The organism is Streptomyces umbrinus, from assembly GCF_030817415.1.
GTDB classification, from domain to species: domain Bacteria; phylum Actinomycetota; class Actinomycetes; order Streptomycetales; family Streptomycetaceae; genus Streptomyces; species Streptomyces umbrinus_A.
Genome location: NZ_JAUSZI010000002.1, coordinates 4,124,144 through 4,144,143, shown reverse-complemented (window position 1 = coordinate 4,144,143; position 20,000 = coordinate 4,124,144). Strand labels below are relative to the sequence as shown.

The following is a 20,000-nucleotide window of genomic DNA, read 5'->3' as shown; positions in this document are numbered from 1 at the left end:
CCCACTGGGGGCCCTCTGTGTACGCGTTCTCCTGGTGCGGTCACGGTCCGTTGCTTACCGTATAAGCGGGAGGTCGCGACGCGTGTACTCAGCGTGTTCGGCGTCGCGGTCTCCTTCCCTGTCCGTCAACCCCCTCTGCCGAGGGGGTGCGAGAGGAGAACCCATGTCGCTGGACGTCTCACCGGCCCTACTCGAAAAGGCCGAGCGAGGCGAGGTCGACGAAGCGGAATTCGTCGACTGCGTCCGGATTTCCCTGCCCTACGCATGGGAGATGATCAGCTCCCTGGTGGCTCAGCTGAAGGTGGACGGCGGCAACTTCGCCGACAACCAGACGCCTCCGCCGGACGAGCAGGCGCGCGGCCAGCTGCTGCGTGCGCTCGCGAGTGACGCGATACGCGGTGCGCTGCAGCGGCACTTCGGGGTGCGCCTGGCCTTCCAGAACTGCCACCGCGTGGCGGTGTTCCCGCTGGACGGCTCGGTGGACGACACCTTGACCCGCTTCACCTCGGTGCGCAGCCAGCTGCTGAACCAGTCGCCGGAGTTCCGGGACTGCTGAGGCGGTGATGCTGCACGGCTTGCCGCTCCGTACGCGGGAGGTGCTTTTGTACTGGGGCGGCAAGCTCCCCGCGGCGCACACCGGTTGGGCCCGGACAGGGATCTGTTCCGGTCGGATAGGGCCCGTTGCGACCGGACGCGGCCCCATCACCGGTAGGCGTACGCCAGTTCGGCCCGGACGGAGTCGGGCTCGGCCCGGACCCACTCCGGTTCGGCCGGGGCCTGCTTCGGTTCGGCCCGGACCCACTCCGGTTCCGTCCGGACGCACCCCGGTTCCGTCCGGACGCACCCCGGTTCGGCTCGGACGCCCCCAGGCTCGGCCCGGTCGCATCCCGGCTCGGCCGGGACGCGGTTTCCTTCGGCTCGGCCCCGGCGGGGCCGAGCTCACCGCAGCCGCGGCAGCACCTCGTCCCCCAGCCGCCGTACGTTGTCCTCGGTCGCCGCCAGGTCGCCCGAGCCCTCCGTGAGAAGCGCGAAGCGCGTGATCCCCGTGCGCTCGGACGTCGCCGCGAGGCGGTCGGCGCACAGGCGGGGCGTGCCCACCGGGTGCAGACCGCAGAGCAGTTCGGTGTAGGCCACCGGATCCCGCATCGGGCGGGCCCGGCCGTCCACGGTCACATGGGCGTCGAGACCCTGCTTCAGCCAGCCCGGCATGGCCTTCAGGAGCATCTCGACCGCGTCCGTGCGCCGGTCCGCGACCTGGGCGATGCCGGCCGAGACATGGGCCGCGTCCGCGATCGCCTCGGGTGAGTACCCCGCGTCGCGCGCGCACGTACGCCACAGCGCGACCATCTCCGCCTTCTCCTCGTCCCCGACATGCATCCCGAGGAGCATCGGCAGCCCGCGCTCGGCGGCCAGCCGGACGCTCGCCGGTGAGGTGCAGGCGACGACGACCTCGGGGCTCTCACCGCCCGTCAGGGCCTCCGACGGCCTTGGCACGACGGGGACTTCACGGAAGGCGAAGCGCTCCGAACCGCCCGCGACGGACGGCTCACGCAGCCACCGCACCAGCAGATCGAGTGATTCCGGGAACCCCTTCTCGTACGCGTCGAGGCCCGTCCCGAAGACCTCCAGGTCCACCCACGGTCCGCCGCGCCCCAGCCCGAGCGAGAAGCGCCCGCCGGACGTCACGTGCAGCAGCGCGGCCTGCTCGCCGAGCGCCACGGGGTGCACGGTGGGCAGCACGCTGACCGCCGTGCCGACCCGGATCCGACGGGTGCGGCCGAGCAGTAACGCCGCGAGCGTGATGGCCGACGGGCACGTCCCGTACGGCACGAAGTGGTGCTCGGCCAGCCATACGGCGTCGAGCCCCGCCTCCTCGGCGACCTCGGCGGACCGCACCGCGCGGTGCAGTGCCTCCCCCTGGCCCTGGCCCGGGAACTGGGCCGCCAGTACAAAACTTCCTACGCGCATCGCACTCCTGCCTCCTTGTGCCGACGCGGCTCCCCCACCTCGCATAACCGTCTGACACGTGCCAAGGACACGGCTTGGCGGGGAGATTGGCGGATTGTCTGCAGAATGAGCCGGCCGTGCGGGGGATCTGTGGGGGTTGGTGACGTACGCGTACCCCTGGGTGCTCCGCGTAGGCTGGACACAGCCCGTGCTCCCTGTATAGCTCCGTGAGGTGTCCTGTGTCCCCGCGTCGCAACCGTCCCAAGGGTGCCGGTGACTCCGGCCGGAGCCCGGACGGGGATCCGTCCGACCGTTACGGGGGCTGGCAGTCGACGGAGAGCTGGCAGGGCGAGGCGTGGAGCGTGCGGCACGTGGCGGGCGCGAGTGCCCAGGGCAAGACGTATCGCTGCCCTGGCTGCGACCAGCAGATTCCCTCCGGCATCCCGCACGTGGTGGCCTGGCCCGAGCACTCCGGTGTGGACGAGCGGCGGCACTGGCACAGGGCCTGCTGGAACGCGAAGGACCGCCGCACCACACGGGTGCAGCGGTCCCGGAACGCCCCGAGGTTCTAGACCTTCGAACGATTTTGCGTAGGTCGTCTATGCCCTAGACGTCCCGCTTCTCCAGCAGCGCGTAGGCCCCGGCGATCGCCGCCGCGGTCACGCCCACGAGGAGGAGGAGCTGGGAACTGCCGTTCCCGTTGTCGGAGTCGAGCTGGAAGATCCGGGCGAGCGCGTTCGGAGCGTTGTACTCCATCATCTTCTCGCCGATCGTCCGCATGCTCTCGGACATCAGCAGGAACGCGGGCAGGATCGCGGGCACCAGCACCACACCGAGCATCGTGGTGATCGCGCCGGCGGAGTGCCGCAGCATCGAGCCCACGGCGAGCGCGAGCACGCCGAGCAGCGACACGTACAGCGCGCCCATCAGGACGGTCCCGCCCCACTCGTTGTCCGACGATCCGCCGTGCATGCCCGACGTGATCAGGCCGACCACTCCGATGGAGAGGGCCGACACGACGAACGCGACGACGAAGAAGATCATCAGCTTGGCGGTGAGCACCCGGTAGCGCTGGGGCGACGCCGTGAAGGTCGTACGGATCATGCCCGTGCCGTACTCCGACGAGACCACGAGCACGCCCAGCGTGATCAGGCAGATCTGCCCGAGGATCAGGCCGAAGAAGGCGGGGACCGTGTACGGGACGTCCGCGAAGTCCTCGTTGGTGGTCTGGGCGGCGACCAGGAAGCCGATGCCGACGACCAGCAGCACGAAGACACCGAGCGTCCACATCGTGGAGCGCACCGACTTGATCTTCGTCCACTCGGAGGCGAGCGCGTGACCGAGGTGCGTACGCGTGATCGGAATCGGCGAGGTGTACGAAGTCCCGGGCGCGCCCTGCCAGTTGGGGGCAGGGGCAGCCTGCTGCTGCATCTGGTGCTGGGGCGTGCTCATCGGGCGTCCTCGGGCTTGGTCGGGTCGGGCGCGGCGGAGGAGGGCTGCGCGGGGGCGGGCTGTGCGGGAGCGGCGGCCACAGGCGCGGTGCCGGCGGGCTGGGCGTACGGGTTGGGTTCCCCGGCTCCGGGCGCGGCCGGAGCGCCGTACGGGCCCGTGGGCGCCTGCGGCTGAGCCTGCGGCATCGCGAACGGCTGGCCGCCCTGCTGGGGCGGCGGCGGGGCGTACCAGCCCGGCTGGCCCTGACCCGGCACCGGCATCTGCGGTGGCGGCATCGCGCCCGGCGGCAGCTCCTGCTGCAGGCCCGCGCGCTGGTCGATGGTGGAGCGGTAGTCGACGGCGCCCTGCGTCATCCGCATGTACGCCTCCTCCAGCGAGGCCTGGTGCGGGGAGAGCTCCCACAGGCGTACGTCGGCGCTGTGCGCGAGATCGCTGATCCGGGGGAGCGGCAGGCCCATGACACGCAACGCGCCGTCCTGCTCGGGCAGCACCTGGCCGCCGGCCTCGGTCAGCGCCGCCGTCAGCTTCTCGCGCTGCTGGGGCTCGGTGTCGGGCGTGCGTACGCGGGCGAAGTCGGCGGAGTTGTGCGAGATGAAGTCGCGGACGCTCATGTCGGCGAGCAGCTGGCCGCGGCCGATCACGATGAGGTGGTCGGCGGTGACGGCCATCTCGCTCATGAGGTGGGAGGAGACGAAGACGGTCCGGCCCTCCGCGGCCAGCGACTTCATCAGGTTCCGCACCCAGAGGATGCCCTCGGGGTCGAGGCCGTTGACCGGCTCGTCGAAGAGCAGCACCTGCGGGTCGCCGAGGAGCGCGGCGGCGATGCCGAGCCGCTGGCCCATGCCGAGCGAGAAGCCCTTGGAGCGCTTTTTCGCCACGTCCTGGAGGCCGACGACGCCCAGTACCTCGTCCACGCGGCGGGCCGGGATGCCGGAGAGCTGGGCGAGGCACAGGAGGTGGTTGCGGGCGTGCCGGCCACCGTGCACGGCCTTGGCGTCGAGGAGCGCGCCGACCTGGCGGGGGGCGTTGGGCAGCTTGCGGTAGGGGTAGCCGCCGATCGTGACCTGACCGGAGCTGGGGTTGTCGAGCCCGAGGATCATGCGCATGGTCGTCGACTTGCCCGACCCGTTGGGCCCGAGGAAACCGGTGACGGAACCCGGCCTTACCTGGAAGGAAAGGTTGTACACGGCTGTCTTGTCGCCATAGCGCTTCGTCAGGCCGACTGCCTCGATCATTCTCCGCACCCATCGAATGGTTCAGGACGTCGGGGCACACGCCCCCGTAAGGGTTAGGAGGATAGCCGGGCGCTGACGGTTCCCCCCAAAGCTGAGCAAAATCGTGAGCCCTACGCGTCCCTCTTCTTCAGCAGCACATATCCGCCCACCACCGCCACCAGCACCCACAGGACCATGATTCCCAGGCCGCCCCAGGGGCCGTACGGCACATCGTCGTCGATCGGGGTGACGACCTGCATGATCTTGCTGCCCGCCTGGTCCGGGAGGTACTGGCCGACCTTCTTGGTGGCGTCGACGTTGCCGAGGATGGCGGAGATCAGGAAGAAGAAGGGCATCAGGATGCCGAGGGAGAGCATCGGGCTGCGCAGCATCGTGGCGACGCCCATCGAGAAGAGGGCGATGAGGGTCATGTAGAGGCCGCCGCCGATGACCGCGCGCAGGACACCCGGGTCGCCGATCGAGGCCCGGTGCGAGCCCAGCATCGCCTGGCCGAGGAAGAAGGCGACGAAGCTGGTGGCGAGGGCGACGACGAAGGCGAGTCCGGTCGCCACCGCGATCTTGCTGAAGAGGAACGTGCCGCGCTGCGGAACCGCGGCGAGCGAGGTGCGGATCATGCCGGTGCTGTACTCGTTGGAGACCACCAGCACACCGAACACGATCATCGCCAGCTGACCGAGGCTCATCCCCGCGAAGCTGATGAACGTCGGGTCGAAGGAGAGCTGGTCCTTCGTGCTCAGATCGTCGAACTCGTTCTTGGACAGCAGCGAGATGAGCACGCCGAGCGCGACGGTGACCACCGCGGCGAGAGAGAGCGTCCACACCGTGGACGCCACCGACCGGATCTTGGTCCACTCGGACCGGACGACCTGGGTCGCGGCCATGGATTCAGCCCTTCTTCCAGTCGTTGCCCCACTGGGGCGCCTGCGGCTGACCGGTGGGTGCGACGGCGGTCGGCACGGTGCCGGCGAGCCCCGGGTCCGAGTGCGCGTGGTACTCCACCGACTCCGCCGTCAGCTGCATGAACGCCTCTTCCAGCGAGGCCTGTTGAGGGCTCAGCTCATGCAGCACGATCTGGTGCTGAGCCGCGAGCTCCCCGATGTGCTCCGACTTCGAGCCGTCCACTTCGAGCGCCTCGCCGCCCGCCTCGACGACGGTGACCCCGGCCCCGTGCAGCACGTCGAGCAGCCGCTCCCGCTGGGGCGACCGGATCCGTACGTACGAGCGTGAGTTCTGCCGGATGAAGTCGGCCATGGAGGTGTCGGCGAGCAGCCGGCCCTGGCCGATCACGACGAGGTGGTCGGCGGTCAGCGCCATCTCGCTCATCAGATGCGAGGAGACGAAGACCGTACGGCCCTGGGCGGCCAGGGACTTCATCAGGTTGCGGATCCAGTGGATGCCCTCGGGGTCGAGCCCGTTGACCGGCTCGTCGAACATCAGGATCCGGGGGTCGCCGAGGAGCGCGCCCGCGATACCGAGCCGCTGCCCCATACCGAGCGAGAAGCCTTTGGCCTTCTTCTTCGCCACCGCCGTGAGGCCCACCGTGTCGAGGACCTCGTGCACCCGCGCCCGCGGAATCCCGTTGCTCTGCGCGAGGCACAGAAGATGGTTGAAGGCGCTGCGTCCGCCGTGCATGGCCTTGGCGTCGAGCAGGGCACCGATGTACTTCAGCGGATCCTTGAGATGGTCGTAGTGCTGCCCGTCGATCCGCACATCACCCGCGGTCGGCCGGTCGAGCCCGAGCAGCATCCGCATCGTCGTGGACTTCCCGGCCCCGTTCGGCCCCAGAAACCCGGTCACGATCCCCGGCCGCACGGTGAACGTCAGATGATTCACCGCCATTTTCTCGCCGTACCGCTTGGTAAGCCCTTCAAGCTCGATCATGGGGCCCACGCTAAAACGCGACAAAGCCCCCTGCCACTTCAGTGACAGGGGGCTCTATGTCTCTTAGCGGCCGCGCCCCGTCAAGGGGCGCGGGGAACTGCGCGACCAGCCACAACCGGCCCGCAGCTCTCCCGCAACCCATCCCTACCGGGACTGCTGCGCCGGCACCCCACGAGAGATCGGCTCGTCCTCGGCCGGCGACCCGGCGGCAGCCACAGCCGCACCGGTCAGCGTCGCGAGCATCTCGCGGACATTCGTCAGCTGAGCGTTGATCGAGTCGCGACGGTTCGTAAGAGCCGCCAGCTCCCGCTCGGATTCGGAACGGATCCGGTCCGCCTTGGCGTTCGCGTCGGCCACGATGTCCTCGGCCTGGCGCTGAGCCGTCTCCACCGTCTGACGGGCGCGGCGCTCCGCGTCCGTACGCAGCTTCTCGGCCTCCAGGCGGAGCTGCTCCGCGCGGTGCTCGATCTCCGCGAGACGCTTCTCGGCCTTGGCCTGACGCGAGGCCAGGTCGCGCTCGGACTGCTCCCGGCGCTTGGCGAGGTTCGTCTCGAAGTCGGCGGCGGCCTGAGCGGCCTTCGCACGGGTCTCCTCGAAGAGGGCGTCCGCCTCCTCACGCTTGGACTGCGCGTCCTTCTGAGCCTCGGTACGCAGCTGAGAAGCGTCGGACTTGGCCTTCTCGACGATCCGGACGCCCTCGTCCTCCGCCTTGGCCTTGCGGTCCGCAGCGAACGATTCTGCGTCGTTACGCACCTGCTGGGCCGCCGACTCGGCGAGCTCACGGTGCTGTTCCGCCGCGCGACGGGCCTCTTCGCGCAGGTCCTTCGCCTCCTCCTCGGCGAGGCGGAGGATCTTCTCGACGCGCGCGCCGAGGCCGGCGTACGACGGCTCGGCGTCGCTGACCTGGGCCTGGGCGTTCTGCGTTTCGAGATGGAGCTCCTCGATGCGCTTTTCCAGAGCAGTGATACGGGCCAGAGCGCTGTCACGGTCGGAGACGAGCTTCGAAATGCGTTCGTCCACCTGAGCGCGGTCGTACCCACGCCGCACAAGCTCGAAGCCGTAGGGGGAAGTGTCGCTCATGGGGTTCCTGTCGAATGAGACCGGTGAGGTGATAGGTGGAATCCTAGGGGTCAAGACGGTGTGTCATCGAGCAGTAGCCCGATTGATATGGAGAATGACACCCTTTTTGGTGGCTAACAGCCGGACCGCTTGCCAGAGACGATGCCGAAGGCCTCTGGCAAGCACGGAAGTTGGCCATTTGGCTAGCCCTCCGACGGCTTGCCACCCGAACGAGTCGCACCGGCCGCAGCGGCAGCCTTGACGCCACCGTCCTTGCCACTCGACGGGGCCTCAAACGACTCCAACGCCTCAAGGACATCCTGGACACGGGAGATCTCGGCATTGATGTCCTCGCGGCGCCGGACCAGCACCTCCAGCTCGCGCTTGCCCTCCTCGACCGCGGCCCGCGCCTCGCGCACCGCCTCGGACCTGATCGCCTCGGCCTCGGAGATGAGTGCGGCCTTCTTCTGCTCGGCCTCCTTGAGGAGCCCCTCTGCCTTCTTCACGGCGGCGATCCGGACCTTGCCCGCCTCGGAGTTGGCCTCCGACACCAGGTCCTTGGCCTTCGACTCGGCTTCCCTCAGCTGGTCCTCGGCGGCCTTGATGAGCGCGTCGCAGCGGTCGCCCGCCGCCTTCATCGTCTCCGCGGACTCCCGGCGGGCCCGGTCGTGCAGATCCTCGATCTCGCCGGTGATCCGGTCACGCAGCTCCTCCGCCCGCTCTCTTATGGCGGTGGCGTCCCGGCGCGCGCCGACCAGCAGCTCGTCCGCGTCCGTCCGGGCCCGCTCCACCAGCGAGTTGCCCTCGACGGTCGCCTCGGAGACCAGCCGCTCCGCCTCGTTGCGGGCGGCGCCGACCATCGTGTCGGCATGGCCCTCGGCGTCCGCGGTGGTCTTGTGTGCCGTCTGCTGGGCCTCGGTGATCAGCTTGTCGGCCTCGGCGGCCGTCTCCGAGATCAGCGTGTCGACCTGCTCGGCCGCCTCGGAGCGCCGCTTGTTGGCCTCCTTGCGCGCCTTGTCGAGCGTGTCGTCGGCCTCGTCGCGTGCGTTCGACATGAGCCGGTCCGCCTCGGCGGCCGCCTCGTTCTTGACGCGCGCCGCCTCCGACCTGACCCGCTCGGCGTGCTGCTGCGCGGAACCGACCGTCTCGGCCGCCTCGGCGCGCAGCCGCTCCGCGTCGGCCGTCGCGTCCGCGATCAGCTTCTCGGCCTTCGCCACCGACTCCGAACGGACCCGCTCCGCCTCCGCGTTGGTCTCCGCCGTGAGCCGCTCCGCCTCCGAGGTCACCTCGGTGATGAGGGTGTCGGCCTGCGTCGCCGCGTCCGACCGGATGCGGTTGGCGTCCTCGCGGGCCTCGGCCCGCGCCCGTGAGGCGTCCTGCTCGGCCGACGCGACGGTGTCCGAAGCCTCCGTACGGGCCCGCTGGACGAACTCCGAGGCATCCGAGCGCAGCCGCTCGGACTCGGTGATCGCCTCCGAAACCGTGCGCTCCGCAAGGGACTTGGCGGCCTCCGACTCCTGGTGCGCCTCGCGCCGGAGGCGGTTGCCGTCCTCGGCGGCCCGCTCCCGCTCCGCGTACGCGTCGGCGCGGACCCGGTCGGCCTCCTGCTGCGCCTCCGTACGCGTGCGCTCCGCCGAGTGCTCGGCGGCGCTGCGCAGGCCCGTGATCTCCTCCTGGGCCTGCTCGTGCAGCCCGGCGACGGAGTCCCGTACCTGCTGTGCGGTCTGCTCGGCGGCCGACACCATCTCGGTCGCCCGGCGGTCAGCCTCCTCGACCAGCCGTACGGCCTCGGTCTGGGCCTCGTCCACGCGGTTGCGCGCCGACGCCAGCAGCTCCTCGCTCTGCTCGCGAGCCCGCTCCCGCTCCTGGTCGGCCTCCTGCCGGGCGGCGCCGAGGAGCTCCTCGGCCTCGCGGCGGCGCCTGGCGGCCTCCTCCTGGGCGGCGGACAGCGCCTCGGCCGCCTCCGTGGCGAGCCGCTCGGCGGCGGCCTGCGCCTCGGACCGTACGCGGTCCGCGGTGTCCTGAGCCTCCGACTTCAGCCGCTCGGCCTCCGCCGCGGCCTCCGAACGCAGCCGTACGGCGATGGACTCGCCCTCGGCACGCGACGCGGACGCGTCGGAAGCGGCCTCGTCGCGCAGCCGCTCGGCCTCCGCCTCGGCCTGCGCCTGGAGTGTCCGGATCCGCTCGGCGGCCTCGCCGCGCAGCCGGTCGATCTCCTCGGCGGCCTCACGACGGATCCGCTCGCCCTCCGCGCGCGCGTCGGTCAGCGCCTCCTCGGCGGACGCGAGGCGCTCCTCGGCCTCCGTGTGCAGCCGGGTCAGCCCCTCGGCGGCCTCGGCCTGGCGGGCCGCTATGGCCCGCTCGGTGTCCTCGTGCAGTTCACGGGCGGCGCGCTCGGCCTCCGCGATGATGCCCTCGGACTGCTCGACGGCCTCCGCCCGGTGCCGCTCGGCCTCCGCGCGGGTGCGCTCCAGGGTCTCCTCGGCCTGCCGGCGCAGCGTCGTGGCGCGCTCGATGGCCTCGGTGCGGACCCGCTGGCTCTCCGTCGTCGCGTTCGACCGCTGGTCGTCCGCGTCGGCCTTCGCCTTGGCGAGCAGCTCCTCGGCGGTCTTGGCCGCCTCCTCGATCTGCTGGACGGCCTCGCGCCGGGCCTCGGAACGGATCCGCTCGCCCTCGGCGTTGGCGTCCGCGCGCAGCTGCTCGGCGTCGCCGCGCAGCCGGCGCGCCTCCTCCTGCAGCTCGACCGTCTTGGCGCGGTACTCCTTGGTGTCGTCCTTCGCCGTGCCCTTGAGCTGCTCGGCGATGTCGTGCGCCTCGGCACGCAGCCGGTCCGCCTCCGCCTCGGCCCCGGCGCGGATCCGCTCGGCCTCCTCGGAGGCGGCCTTGGTGGTCGACTTGGCTTCCTCGGACGCCTTGTTCAGGACGTCCTCGGCCGTACGGGCCGCCTTGGCGAGCTGGGAGGCGGTCTCCTCGGCGGTGAGGCTGCGCGCGTTCTCCTCGGCCTCCGCGACGATCTTCTCGGCGGCGGTCTTGGCGTCCGCGACGACCTGCTCGGCCTCGGCCTTGGTGGTCTCGGCCTCCTTGGTGGCCTCGCTGACCAGCCGGGCGACCTGCTCCTTCGCCGTACGCGTGCGCTGCTCGTTCGCCGACTCCGCGCCGGCGAGCGCCTTGGCCGCGGCCTCCTTCGCCTCGGCGAGGACCTTCTCCGCCTCGGCCCGCGCCTCGCGCAGCGCAGACTCGGCCTCGCTTATGCGCTGCTCGGCGGCCCGGCTCAGCTCGCCGGCCTGACGGCGCGCGCTGTCCGACTCGGTGGCGGTCGAACTGCGCAGCTGTTCGGCGTGGTCGGTGGCCTCCTGGGCCTGCGTCGACGCCGCGTTCAGCAGCCGCTCGGCGTCGGTACGGGCCCGGCGCAGCAGCGCCTCGGCCTCCGCACGCGCCTGCTCCGCGTCGCTCTGCAGCCGCTGACGGGCCTCCGCGGCGACCCGCTCGGCCTCCGCGCGGGCGGCGGCCAGGGCCTGCTCCGCCTCACCACGGGACTCGTCGACCAGCCGGCGGGCCTGCTGCTCGCTGCGGGCCCGCAGCTGCTCGGCCCACGCCACGTTCTCGTTGACGTGCGACTCGACGCTCTGCCGGCGCTCGGAGAGCTCCTGATCGAGCTGCTGGCGACGGGTGACCGCCTCCTGGTGCAGCTCCGCCTGGAGGCGGGCGGCCTGCTCGGCATGCTCCTGGAGGATCCGCTGAGTCTGTGCGCGGGCCTGGCTCAGCTCCCGCTCGGCGTCCTGGCGCAGCTGGTCGGCCTGGATCTGCGCGTTACGGAGCATCTGCTCGGCCTGATAGCCGATGTCGGCGCTGTCGTAGGCAGGCCGGGTCGCCAGACTGCGGCGCGCCTCGTGCAGCTTGGCGCGCAGCACCTCGACCTGATAGCCGAGGTCCTCGGCGTGCTGGACGGCCTTCTCCCGCTCGGTCTTCAGCCGTTCCATCTCGGCCTCGAACCGAGAGAGGTGGTCGACGTCAGCCGCCGGCTCTCGCTCCTGGCGTTCGTAGCCCCGCACTGCGCGGTCCCATCCGTCCCCTGGTCGCAAGTCTCTCCAAACGAGCACCGTCCATCCGCCGAACGGGGCCCCCGGGGAATGGTGTCAGATCAACGGCGGAGCACACGCTGCTGCCCCGCCACTCGCCCCCGAAACCTGGACCCCGGCCCTCGGATCCTGACGATGAGGACCCGGACCGCCCCGAAGAAGCGGCGGCCGTCCCCAACCCTACCGGCCCTTATGTACGCGGGTCAGTGCTCAGGTGACTCAACGGGCGCCGATGTGACCAGTTCTGTCAGGACCCCATGGCAATCCTTGGGGTGCAGAAAGGTGATGCGCGACCCCATCGAACCCCTGCGCGGCTCGTCGTACAGCACGCGTACGCCCTTGTCGCCGATGGCGGCCGCGTCCGCGTCCACATCCGCCGTACCGAAAGCGATGTGGTGCACGCCCTCACCGTTCTTGGCCAGCCATTTCCCGACGGCGGAGTCCTCGCGGGTGGGTTCCAGGAGCTGGAGATAGGAGGCGCCCCCGTCGGATGTCTCATTGATCTTGAGCATGGCCTCACGCACGCCCTGCTCCTCGTTGACCTCGGTGTGGAAGACCTCGAAGCCGTACGTCGCACGGTAGAACTCGACAGTCGTGTCGAGGTCGAAACAGGCGATCCCGATGTGGTCGATTCGCGTCAGCATGGTGTCAGTGCAGCGCTCCTGAAGCGGTTACGCAACGTGCGCGCGATCACACACCGCGCCGGATGACGCGTGGCGTACCGGTCAGTACATTTCAAGTAAACCCTCGTTCACTCCTCAGCTGTGCAAGCTGGAAGGGGATCGCTCATCATGTCTGGAACGAACAGCACCACCTCCGTCATCGTCGCGGGTGCCCGCACCCCGATGGGACGGCTGCTCGGCTCTCTCAAGTCCTTCTCCGGAGCCGACCTCGGTGGTTTCGCGATCAAGGCCGCCCTCGACCGTGCGGGCATCGGCGGCGACCAGGTGCAGTACGTGATCATGGGTCAGGTGCTCCAGGCCGGGGCAGGGCAGATCCCGGCACGCCAGGCCGCGGTCAAGGCGGGCATCCCGATGAGCGTCCCGGCGCTCACGATCAACAAGGTCTGTCTGTCGGGCCTCGACGCCGTCGCGCTCGCCGACCAGTTGATCCGCGCCGGCGAGTTCGACGTGATCGTGGCGGGCGGTCAGGAGTCCATGACCAACGCTCCCCACCTGCTCCCGAAGTCCCGGGAGGGCTACAAGTACGGCGCGATCGAGATGCTCGACGCGATGGCGTACGACGGGCTCACCGACGCCTTCGAGAACATCGCCATGGGTGAGTCGACCGAGAAGCACAACACGCGCCTCGGCATCCTGCGGCCCGAGCAGGACGATTTCTCCGCTCTCTCGCACCAGCGGGCCGCCGCCGCGCAGAAGAACGGCCTCTTCGAGGCCGAGATCACCCCGGTCGAGATTCCGCAGCGCAAGGGCGAGCCCGTCGTCTTCAGCAAGGACGAGGGCATCCGCGGCGAGACGACCACCGAGTCGCTCGGCAAGCTGCGGCCCGCGTTCGCGAAGGACGGGACGATCACCGCCGGCTCGGCCTCGCAGATCTCCGACGGGGCGGCCGCCGTCGTCGTCATGAGCAAGGCCAAGGCCCTGGAGCTCGGCCTGGACTGGATCGCGGAGATCGGCGCCCACGGAAACGTCGCGGGACCGGACAACTCTTTGCAGTCGCAGCCGTCGAACGCGATCCAGCACGCCCTCAAGAAGGAGGGCATCGGCGTCGAGGATCTTGACCTGATCGAGATCAACGAAGCCTTCGCCGCCGTCGCGGTCCAGTCAATGAAGGACCTCGGGGTGTCCACGGAAAAGGTGAACGTCAACGGCGGTGCCATCGCCCTCGGTCACCCGATCGGCATGTCCGGCGCCCGGCTCGTACTGCACCTCGCCCTCGAACTGAAGCGGCGGGGCGGCGGAGTGGGCGCGGCGGCGCTGTGCGGTGGCGGCGGGCAGGGTGACGCGCTGATCGTGCGGGTACCCAAGGTCTGACGCGCGTTTCCCGCCCGATGAACGGAGCTGTGATGCAGGACGTCGCCTCGCTGGTGACCCAGGCCAGGGAAGGCCGGCCGCGGGCCGTGGCCCGGTTGATCTCCCTGGTGGAGGGGGCGTCCCCGCAGCTCCGCGAGGTCATGGCCGCACTGGCGCCGCTCGCGGGCAACGCGTACGTCGTGGGGCTCACGGGCTCGCCCGGTGTCGGTAAGTCGACGTGCACGTCGGCGCTCGTGACGGCCTACCGGCGGCAGGGCCGGCGAGTCGGTGTCCTCGCCGTCGACCCGTCCTCGCCCTTCTCGGGCGGTGCGCTCCTCGGGGACCGGGTGCGGATGTCGGAGCATGCCTCGGATCCCGGCGTCTACATCCGCTCCATGGCGACACGGGGGCATCTCGGCGGGCTCGCCTGGGCCGCCCCGCAGGCCATCCGGGTGCTGGACGCGGCCGGGTGCGACATCGTCCTCGTGGAGACCGTCGGCGTCGGGCAGTCCGAGGTCGAGATCGCGTCGCAGGCCGACACGAGTGTGGTGCTGCTGGCTCCCGGCATGGGCGACGGCATCCAGGCCGCCAAGGCGGGGATCCTGGAGATCGGTGACGTGTACGTGGTCAACAAGGCCGACCGGGACGGGGCGGACGCGACCGCCCGCGAGCTGAACCACATGCTGGGGCTCGGGGAGTCCCGGGGGCCGGGGGACTGGCGGCCGCCGATCGTGAAGACGGTCGCTGCGCGGGAGGAAGGGATCGACGAGGTCGTCGAGGCGCTCGAGAAGCACCGGGCGTGGATGGAGGAGCGGGGGGTGCTCTTGGAGCGGCGTCTCGCTCGGGCCTCCCGTGAGGTCGAGACGATCGCCGTCACGGCCCTCCGCGAACGGATCGCCGACCTCCATGGCGACCGCCGCCTCAGCGCCCTCGCCGAGCGAATCGTCGCGGGCGACCTGGACCCGTACCGGGCGGCGGACTCCCTGGTGGAGGGCCTGACAGAGGGCTGACCCTGGGGCTTCGCCCCAGACCCCGTGGGGTTGTGATTTCGGGTGCGGGCCGGCTGTGGCTGATCGCGCAGTTCCCCGCGCCCCTAAAAACCTAGGGGCGCGGGGAACTGCGCAGTCTTTTGGGGGTTCGGGGGCGGAGCCCCTGAGTAAGGGACGATGGGGGTCCCCCCGCTCGAGCGAAGCCGAGAGTGGGGGAGGGTAGGGGCGGCGGGGGCGAGAAAAGGCCTGTTGGTCGCCCGGGGGCGCTGGTAACTTCAGGGGCGTGTTCCTCCTCTTGGCATAGGGCCCGTCCCGGCCCGCGATCGGCAGCGCGGTAGGCGCAGCCGTCGCGGAGCACAGGCGTCCCCGCTGCCCGGGCGCACGCCCACCCAGGCGGCGCCCTCTTTCTGAGGAACCCTTCGCATGTCTGCGTCTTCAACGCGGCCCTCGTACGCCGCGGTACTACGCACGCCCCACGCCACCCGCACCTTCACAGCCGCCCTCGTCGGCAGGCTCTCGTACGGCATGGTCTCGCTGGCCGTGATGCTGGCGGTGAGCCGCGCCACCGGCTCGTACGCCGTGGCCGGCATCGTCATGGCGCTCTTCGGCGCCGCGAGCGTGTTTCTGTCGCCCCTGAGGGCGGCCCTGGTGGACCGGCACGGCCCGCGCCGCGCACTGCTGCCGATGGCCGCGCTGTACGCGGGCCTGCTCGGCACACTCGCCGCGGCGACCTGGCGCCCCGGTGCACCCGCGCCGCTCCTCGGCACGGTCGCCGTCGCGGCGGGCGCGTGCACCCCGCCCCTCGGCCCCACCATGCGGGCCGTCTGGGGTGAACTCGTCACCGACCGACGGCTGTTGCAGCGCGCGTACAGCCTGGACGGCGTCGCCGAGGAGCTGCTGTTCGTCTCGGGGCCGCTGCTGGTGGGAGTGGTCGTGGGGTTCGCGCCCCCGGCCGCGGGGGTCGCCGTCAGCGCCCTGCTGGTGGGCATCGGCACCCTGGCGTTCGTCACCTCGCCCGTGGTGAAGAGCGTCGCCGTACGGGCCTCCCGCGTCCGGGCCCGGACGCGGATCGAGCGCGGGCTCGTCCGGCCCGTCGTCGTGGCCGCGGGCGTCGGGCTCGCGCTCGGCGGCGTCGACCTTCTCGTGCTGGCCTTCGCCGGGCAGCGGGGCCACGGGGACGACACCGTGGCGTGGATCTTCGCCGCGCTGTCGGCCGGGAGCGCGGTGGGCGGGCTGCTGTACGGCGCGGTCGAGTGGCGCGCCGGAACCCGGGTGCGCCTGCCGGCGCTGACGGCGGGCCTCGGCCTCGCCCTGGCCGTCGCCGGGTTCGCCCCGGGCCTCGCCACGCTCACCGCCGCCGTCGTGTGTGCCGGGTTCTTCGTCGCCCCGGCGCTCACCACCGCGTATCTGGTGGCCGACGAGTCCGCCGCGCCGGGCGCCCGGGTCCAGGCCGGTGCCTGGGTCAACACCGCGGTGAACGCGGGCATTTCGACGGGTGCGGCGGCCGCGGGACTACTGGTGGGCCGTCTGCCCCTGGAGGCGGGATTCGCCCTGGCCGGCGGGGCGGCGCTGCTCGCGGCCGTCGCCGTCGGCGTGGGAACCCGGTACCCCCGCGCACTGCCTCAGGAGCGGAAGCAGGAGCAGGAGCACGAGGAGGAGCAGAAGGCGGAGACGGAGGCCGGCGCGGCGGAACAGGCCCGCGAACGCCGGTAAGGGCACCCGGTGCCGGGTGCCCCTACCTGTGGTCCCTGGGGTGGGAGGAGGAGACGTCAGTCGTTCGAGCGGTCAGCCGTGACCTTGCCGGAGTCGGGGTCGACCCTCCAGTCGCTGCCGGTGCCGTTCGCGGCGGTGGTGTCGACCTCCCAGGCCTTGTCCGTGCTCTCCTCGTCGAGGTCGACGGAGGTCACCGTGCCCTTGGCGGCGCCGGCCTCCGCGGCCTCGGCGGCGGTGACGGAGCTGCCCTTCAGAGCGGCACGGATCTGGGCGGTCTCGGCGGCGTCGTCACCGTCGTCGTCCCGGTCGACGTGGGAGCCGACGACCTTGCCGTTGGCGGGGTCGACCTGGACGCTGTGCCAGGTGCCGCCGTCGGTGAGGACGTCCACGTCCCACACGTGCTTCGTGCCCTCGTCGTCCAGGTCGGCCGAGACCGCCGTACCGGCCGTGTTCTTCAGAGCCGCCTTGATCGCGTCGGCGGCGTCGACCTTCGCGACCTTGGCGTCGGTGGCGTTCTCGGCCTTGTCCTCGGCGTCCTCGCCGGTGTCCTTCGCGGCCTGGTCCTCGGCAGCGTCGGCCTTGTCCTCCGCCTTGTCGTCCGCGTCGTTGTCGTCGGTGTCGTTCACATTGGCGTCGTCGTCGCGGCCGGTGTCGTCGTTCGACACCTGCACGTTGGACTTCTTCGCCGGCGCCTCTTCGTCACCCGAGACCGCTAGGGCGGTCGCGGTGCCGCCGCCGATCAGGGCCGCGGCCGCGATGGTGGCGATGACGATGTTGCGCTTCATGGGATCCTCCGAATTTCGACTGGTTGCAACCAGTAACGGATGTTGTCGCCGGTTGCAGTGGCTTGTCCGCCTCGTCTGCTGTCGACGGGAACCAATCTGGCCGACCGACGCTGAAGCGGACCTGAAGCCTCCTGAAGGCTTCTTCAGGTTCGGTTTGCGATTCTTGGCCCATGCGCCTGTTGATCGTGGAGGACGAAAAGCGGCTCGCCCTGTCGCTCGCCAAGGGCCTGACGGCCGAGGGCTACGCCGTGGACGTGGTCCACGACGGCCTGGAGGGGCTGCACCTGGCCGGCGAGGGCTCGTACGACCTCGTCGTCCTCGACATCATGCTGCCCGGGATGAACGGCTACCGCGTGTGCGGCGCCCTGCGCGCCGCGGGACACGACGTGCCGATCCTGATGCTCACCGCCAAGGACGGCGAGTACGACGAGGCCGAGGGCCTCGACACGGGCGCCGACGACTATCTGACCAAGCCGTTCTCCTACGTCGTCCTCGTCGCCCGGGTGAAGGCGCTCCTGCGGCGGCGCGGCCCGTCGGGCGGGGCCTCGCCCGTGTACGAGTTCGGGCACCTGAAGGTCGACACCGCCGCCCGGCGCGTGTACCTCGCGGACGACGAGATCACCCTGACCACCAAGGAGTTCTCCGTCCTCGAGCAGCTCGTCGTGCGGGCCGGGGAGGTCGTGTCGAAGGCCGACATCCTGGAGCACGTCTGGGACTTCGCATACGAGGGCGACCCGAACATCGTCGAGGTCTACATCAGCACCCTGCGCCGCAAGCTCGGCCCGGAGCTGATCAGGACCGTACGCGGGGCCGGATACAGACTGGAGGCACGGGCGTGAGGCGGCGAATGCGATCGGTACGGGCCCGCGCCACGCTCGCCGCGACCCTCGTCGTCGCCATAGCCCTGGTCGCCGCGGGAGCCGCCGTGCTGCTCGCGCTGCGGGCCAGCCTCATCGGCCAGGCGGACACCGAGGCCGACTCGGTGGCCCGCAACGCCGCCTCGGCACTGTCGAACGGGCTCGCGTACAACGATCTCGACCTGCCGGACGGCGACGAGAACCCTGTCGAGGTCCTGGACCGGAAGGGGAAGGCCGTCGCCTTCGGCGAGGACGTCGAGGGCATGAGCGTGGCCGCCAGGGCCTCGGATCGACTGAACTCCGTCGCCAATGACGACGCCGGTGACACGGACGAGGGGCTGGCCGACGAGGAGGACGCTCTCGAAGCCGGCGACATCGCCGACGAGACCTGGTACGGCCAGGGCACCGCGACCGTCGAGGGGGAGACGGCCGACTACCGGTTCGCCGGGGTCGACGTGGTCACGAAGGGAGGTGTCCCGCTCACCGTCTACGCGGGCGCTCCGCTCTCCGCCGAACAGGGCGCCGTCGGCACGGCGTTGACGGCCATGCTGATCGGCCTGCCCCTGCTGCTGGTCACGGTCAGCGGGGTGACGTACGTCGTCACCAGGCGGGCCCTGCGCCCCGTTGAGGGGATCCGTGCCGAGATGGCCGCCATCACGGCCTCCGAGGATCTCTCGCGGCGCGTCCCCGAGCCCGCCACCCACGACGAGGTCGCACGCCTGGCCCGTACGACGAACGAGACGCTCGCCGCTCTGGAGGCCTCGGTGGAGCGCCAGCGCGCGTTCGTCGCCGACGCCTCGCACGAACTGCGCAGCCCCATCGCCTCACTGCGCACCCAGCTCGAAGTGGGCGCCGCGCACCCGGAGTTGCTGGACGTGGACGGGGCCGTCGAGGACACCGTACGGCTGCAGCGGCTGGCGGCCGACCTGCTGCTGCTCGCCCGGCTGGACGCGGGGGAGCGGTCGGCGGACGCGCCCCTGGACCTGGCGGCGTTCGTCCGCGAGGAGGCGGGCCAGCGGGTCGGGGACCGGGTCGAGGTGTCCGTGGACGCCGAGTCCGTCGAGGTGGCAGGGTCGCGCGGGCAGCTGGCGCGCGTGCTGGGCAATCTGCTGGACAACGCGCAGCGGCACACGCGGACCTCGGTCGCCGTGACCGTGCGGCGCTCGGGGGAGTGGGCGGTCCTCGGGGTCGCGGACGACGGCGAGGGCGTGCCCGCAGACGAGCGCGAGCGGGTCTTCGAGCGGTTCGTACGGCTCGACGAGGCCCGTACCCGCGACGACGGCGGAGCCGGTCTCGGCCTCGCCATCGCCCGCGACGTCGCCGTCCGGCACGGTGGATCACTCACCGTCCGGGACGCGCCGACAGGCGGAGCCCTGTTCGAACTCCGCCTGCCCTTGGACCGGTCGGCCCGACCCACTCAGCCGGTCTAGCCGGCCGAGTCAGCCGGTCTGCTCGGCCGGTCTACTCGGCCGCCAGGTCGGTCCGGTCGATCAGGTCGTACGTCACGAACGTCCCCGCTGCCCCCGCAGGTGCTCCGCGATGGGGGTCAGGGACTTGTGGAGCTCTTCCAGGGCCTCCGGCGAGAGGAGGTCGATGAAGTGCCGCCGCACGGACGCCACATGATGAGGCGCGACCTTCTTCATCGTCTCCATGCCGTGGTCCGTGAGCACGGCGTACAGCCCACGGCGGTCGGACTCGCAGTTCTCGCGCCTGACCAGGTCCGCGTTCTCCATGCGGGTGATCTGGTGGGAGAGGCGGCTCTTGGACTGGAGGGTGGCGGACGCGAGGTCGCTCATCCGCATCCGTACGCCCTCCGACTCGGAGAGGTTCACCAGGATCTCGTAGTCGTTCATCGTCAGGCCGAACGGTTGGAGGTCCTTTTCGAGCTGATACGTCAACAGCCTGTTGACCTCCAGGTGGGTGCGCCAGGCGCACTGCTCCGCATCGGTCAGCCAGCGAGTGGCCGTCTCGGTCTCCATGTATGAATTCTACCTAAGATGTTGAAAAGGGAACTAGTGAGGGTTGCGTGA

The 20,000-nt window shown here is 70.9% G+C and carries 17 protein-coding genes; 7 read left to right on the top strand and 10 right to left on the bottom strand.

Translation table 11 applies throughout. From position 1 onward, the window contains the following. Positions 1-163: 163 nt before the first annotated feature. Entirely contained in the window at positions 164-556 is a 393-nt protein-coding gene (locus QF035_RS18040) for an SCO5389 family protein (protein ID WP_055617795.1), read from the top strand. Positions 557-939: 383 nt separating this feature from the next. Here the strand turns inward: QF035_RS18040 and QF035_RS18035 are convergent, their stop codons facing one another. Further along, a complete protein-coding gene (locus QF035_RS18035) occupies positions 940-1,968 on the bottom strand; it encodes an LLM class flavin-dependent oxidoreductase (protein WP_307521381.1) in 1,029 nt (342 codons plus the stop codon). Positions 1,969-2,186: 218 nt separating this feature from the next. Here QF035_RS18035 and QF035_RS18030 point away from each other — a divergent pair, with 218 nt between their 5' ends. Then, positions 2,187-2,519, top strand: a complete 333-nt coding sequence (locus QF035_RS18030; protein ID WP_307521379.1) for an ATP/GTP-binding protein — start codon at positions 2,187-2,189, stop codon at positions 2,517-2,519. 34 nt (positions 2,520-2,553) lie between these two features. Here QF035_RS18030 and QF035_RS18025 read toward each other — a convergent pair whose 3' ends face one another. From QF035_RS18025 to mce, 7 genes are all read right to left on the bottom strand, one after another. After that, positions 2,554-3,399, bottom strand: a complete 846-nt coding sequence (locus QF035_RS18025) for an ABC transporter permease (RefSeq protein ID WP_373466675.1) — start codon at positions 3,397-3,399, stop codon at positions 2,554-2,556. Beyond that, positions 3,396-4,634 (bottom strand): ABC transporter ATP-binding protein, encoded by a 1,239-nt coding sequence (locus QF035_RS18020; protein ID WP_307521378.1) that lies wholly within the window; start codon positions 4,632-4,634, stop codon positions 3,396-3,398. Before QF035_RS18020 ends, QF035_RS18025 begins: the two co-directional genes overlap by 4 nt. Before the next feature lie 110 nt (positions 4,635-4,744). Next, the gene (locus tag QF035_RS18015) at positions 4,745-5,515 is read right to left on the bottom strand and encodes an ABC transporter permease (RefSeq protein ID WP_307521377.1); all 771 of its coding nucleotides are present in this window, start codon (positions 5,513-5,515) and stop codon (positions 4,745-4,747) included. A gap of 4 nt (positions 5,516-5,519) precedes the next feature. Further along, positions 5,520-6,515 carry an ABC transporter ATP-binding protein gene (locus tag QF035_RS18010; RefSeq protein ID WP_269654316.1) on the bottom strand — a complete coding sequence of 332 codons (996 nt, stop codon included), beginning with the start codon at positions 6,513-6,515 and terminating at the stop codon, positions 5,520-5,522. A 144-nt stretch (positions 6,516-6,659) separates the two neighbouring features. Next, positions 6,660-7,595 (bottom strand): hypothetical protein, encoded by a 936-nt coding sequence (locus QF035_RS18005; protein WP_055617802.1) that lies wholly within the window; start codon positions 7,593-7,595, stop codon positions 6,660-6,662. A 182-nt stretch (positions 7,596-7,777) separates the two neighbouring features. Continuing rightward, the gene (scy, locus tag QF035_RS18000; RefSeq protein WP_307521375.1) at positions 7,778-11,626 is read right to left on the bottom strand and encodes a polarized growth protein Scy; all 3,849 of its coding nucleotides are present in this window, start codon (positions 11,624-11,626) and stop codon (positions 7,778-7,780) included. 230 nt (positions 11,627-11,856) lie between these two features. Continuing rightward, complete coding sequence (gene mce, locus QF035_RS17995; RefSeq protein ID WP_190232135.1) at positions 11,857-12,297, bottom strand: methylmalonyl-CoA epimerase; 441 nt, start codon at positions 12,295-12,297, stop codon at positions 11,857-11,859. Between the two features lie 147 nt (positions 12,298-12,444). Between mce and QF035_RS17990 the strand changes: the two genes are divergently transcribed. The 3 genes from QF035_RS17990 to QF035_RS17980 all read left to right on the top strand — a co-directional run bounded on the left by QF035_RS17990 (position 12,445) and on the right by QF035_RS17980 (position 16,328). After that, positions 12,445-13,647 (top strand): acetyl-CoA C-acetyltransferase, encoded by a 1,203-nt coding sequence (locus QF035_RS17990; RefSeq protein WP_307521373.1) that lies wholly within the window; start codon positions 12,445-12,447, stop codon positions 13,645-13,647. Positions 13,648-13,679: 32 nt separating this feature from the next. After that, positions 13,680-14,636: a methylmalonyl Co-A mutase-associated GTPase MeaB gene (gene meaB / locus QF035_RS17985; protein WP_307521372.1), complete on the top strand. Its 957-nt coding sequence runs from the start codon at positions 13,680-13,682 to the stop codon at positions 14,634-14,636. A gap of 402 nt (positions 14,637-15,038) precedes the next feature. Continuing rightward, positions 15,039-16,328: an MFS transporter gene (locus QF035_RS17980; protein WP_307521370.1), complete on the top strand. Its 1,290-nt coding sequence runs from the start codon at positions 15,039-15,041 to the stop codon at positions 16,326-16,328. Positions 16,329-16,384: 56 nt separating this feature from the next. Here QF035_RS17980 and QF035_RS17975 read toward each other — a convergent pair whose 3' ends face one another. Continuing rightward, positions 16,385-17,113, bottom strand: coding sequence for a PepSY domain-containing protein (locus tag QF035_RS17975; protein WP_307521369.1), 729 nt, complete (start codon positions 17,111-17,113; stop codon positions 16,385-16,387). Between the two features lie 170 nt (positions 17,114-17,283). Between QF035_RS17975 and QF035_RS17970 the strand changes: the two genes are divergently transcribed. Next, the gene (locus QF035_RS17970) at positions 17,284-17,952 is read left to right on the top strand and encodes a response regulator transcription factor (RefSeq protein ID WP_307521368.1); all 669 of its coding nucleotides are present in this window, start codon (positions 17,284-17,286) and stop codon (positions 17,950-17,952) included. Then, complete coding sequence (locus tag QF035_RS17965) at positions 17,949-19,400, top strand: sensor histidine kinase (RefSeq protein ID WP_307521367.1); 1,452 nt, start codon at positions 17,949-17,951, stop codon at positions 19,398-19,400. The genes QF035_RS17970 and QF035_RS17965 overlap by 4 nt, the downstream gene beginning before the upstream one ends. A 72-nt stretch (positions 19,401-19,472) precedes the next feature. Here QF035_RS17965 and QF035_RS17960 read toward each other — a convergent pair whose 3' ends face one another. Next, a complete protein-coding gene (locus tag QF035_RS17960) occupies positions 19,473-19,949 on the bottom strand; it encodes a MarR family winged helix-turn-helix transcriptional regulator (protein ID WP_307521365.1) in 477 nt (158 codons plus the stop codon). Positions 19,950-20,000 lie beyond the last annotated feature (51 nt).

What these genes read in the sequence shown, in the direction of transcription:
- QF035_RS17980 (WP_307521370.1), top strand. Translation starts at nt 15,039, where the DNA reads ATGTCTGCGTCTTCAACGCGGCCCTCGTACGCCGCGGTACTACGCACG.
- QF035_RS18025 (WP_373466675.1), bottom strand. Translation starts at nt 3,399, where the DNA reads ATGAGCACGCCCCAGCACCAGATGCAGCAGCAGGCTGCCCCTGCCCCC.
- QF035_RS17990 (WP_307521373.1), top strand. Translation starts at nt 12,445, where the DNA reads ATGTCTGGAACGAACAGCACCACCTCCGTCATCGTCGCGGGTGCCCGC.
- QF035_RS17975 (WP_307521369.1), bottom strand. Translation starts at nt 17,113, where the DNA reads ATGAAGCGCAACATCGTCATCGCCACCATCGCGGCCGCGGCCCTGATC.
- QF035_RS17960 (WP_307521365.1), bottom strand. Translation starts at nt 19,949, where the DNA reads ATGGAGACCGAGACGGCCACTCGCTGGCTGACCGATGCGGAGCAGTGC.
- QF035_RS18010 (WP_269654316.1), bottom strand. Translation starts at nt 6,515, where the DNA reads ATGATCGAGCTTGAAGGGCTTACCAAGCGGTACGGCGAGAAAATGGCG.
- meaB (WP_307521372.1), top strand. Translation starts at nt 13,680, where the DNA reads ATGCAGGACGTCGCCTCGCTGGTGACCCAGGCCAGGGAAGGCCGGCCG.
- QF035_RS18040 (WP_055617795.1), top strand. Translation starts at nt 164, where the DNA reads ATGTCGCTGGACGTCTCACCGGCCCTACTCGAAAAGGCCGAGCGAGGC.
- QF035_RS18015 (WP_307521377.1), bottom strand. Translation starts at nt 5,515, where the DNA reads ATGGCCGCGACCCAGGTCGTCCGGTCCGAGTGGACCAAGATCCGGTCG.
- QF035_RS18020 (WP_307521378.1), bottom strand. Translation starts at nt 4,634, where the DNA reads ATGATCGAGGCAGTCGGCCTGACGAAGCGCTATGGCGACAAGACAGCC.
- QF035_RS17970 (WP_307521368.1), top strand. Translation starts at nt 17,284, where the DNA reads ATGCGCCTGTTGATCGTGGAGGACGAAAAGCGGCTCGCCCTGTCGCTC.
- mce (WP_190232135.1), bottom strand. Translation starts at nt 12,297, where the DNA reads ATGCTGACGCGAATCGACCACATCGGGATCGCCTGTTTCGACCTCGAC.
- QF035_RS18005 (WP_055617802.1), bottom strand. Translation starts at nt 7,595, where the DNA reads ATGAGCGACACTTCCCCCTACGGCTTCGAGCTTGTGCGGCGTGGGTAC.
- QF035_RS18035 (WP_307521381.1), bottom strand. Translation starts at nt 1,968, where the DNA reads ATGCGCGTAGGAAGTTTTGTACTGGCGGCCCAGTTCCCGGGCCAGGGC.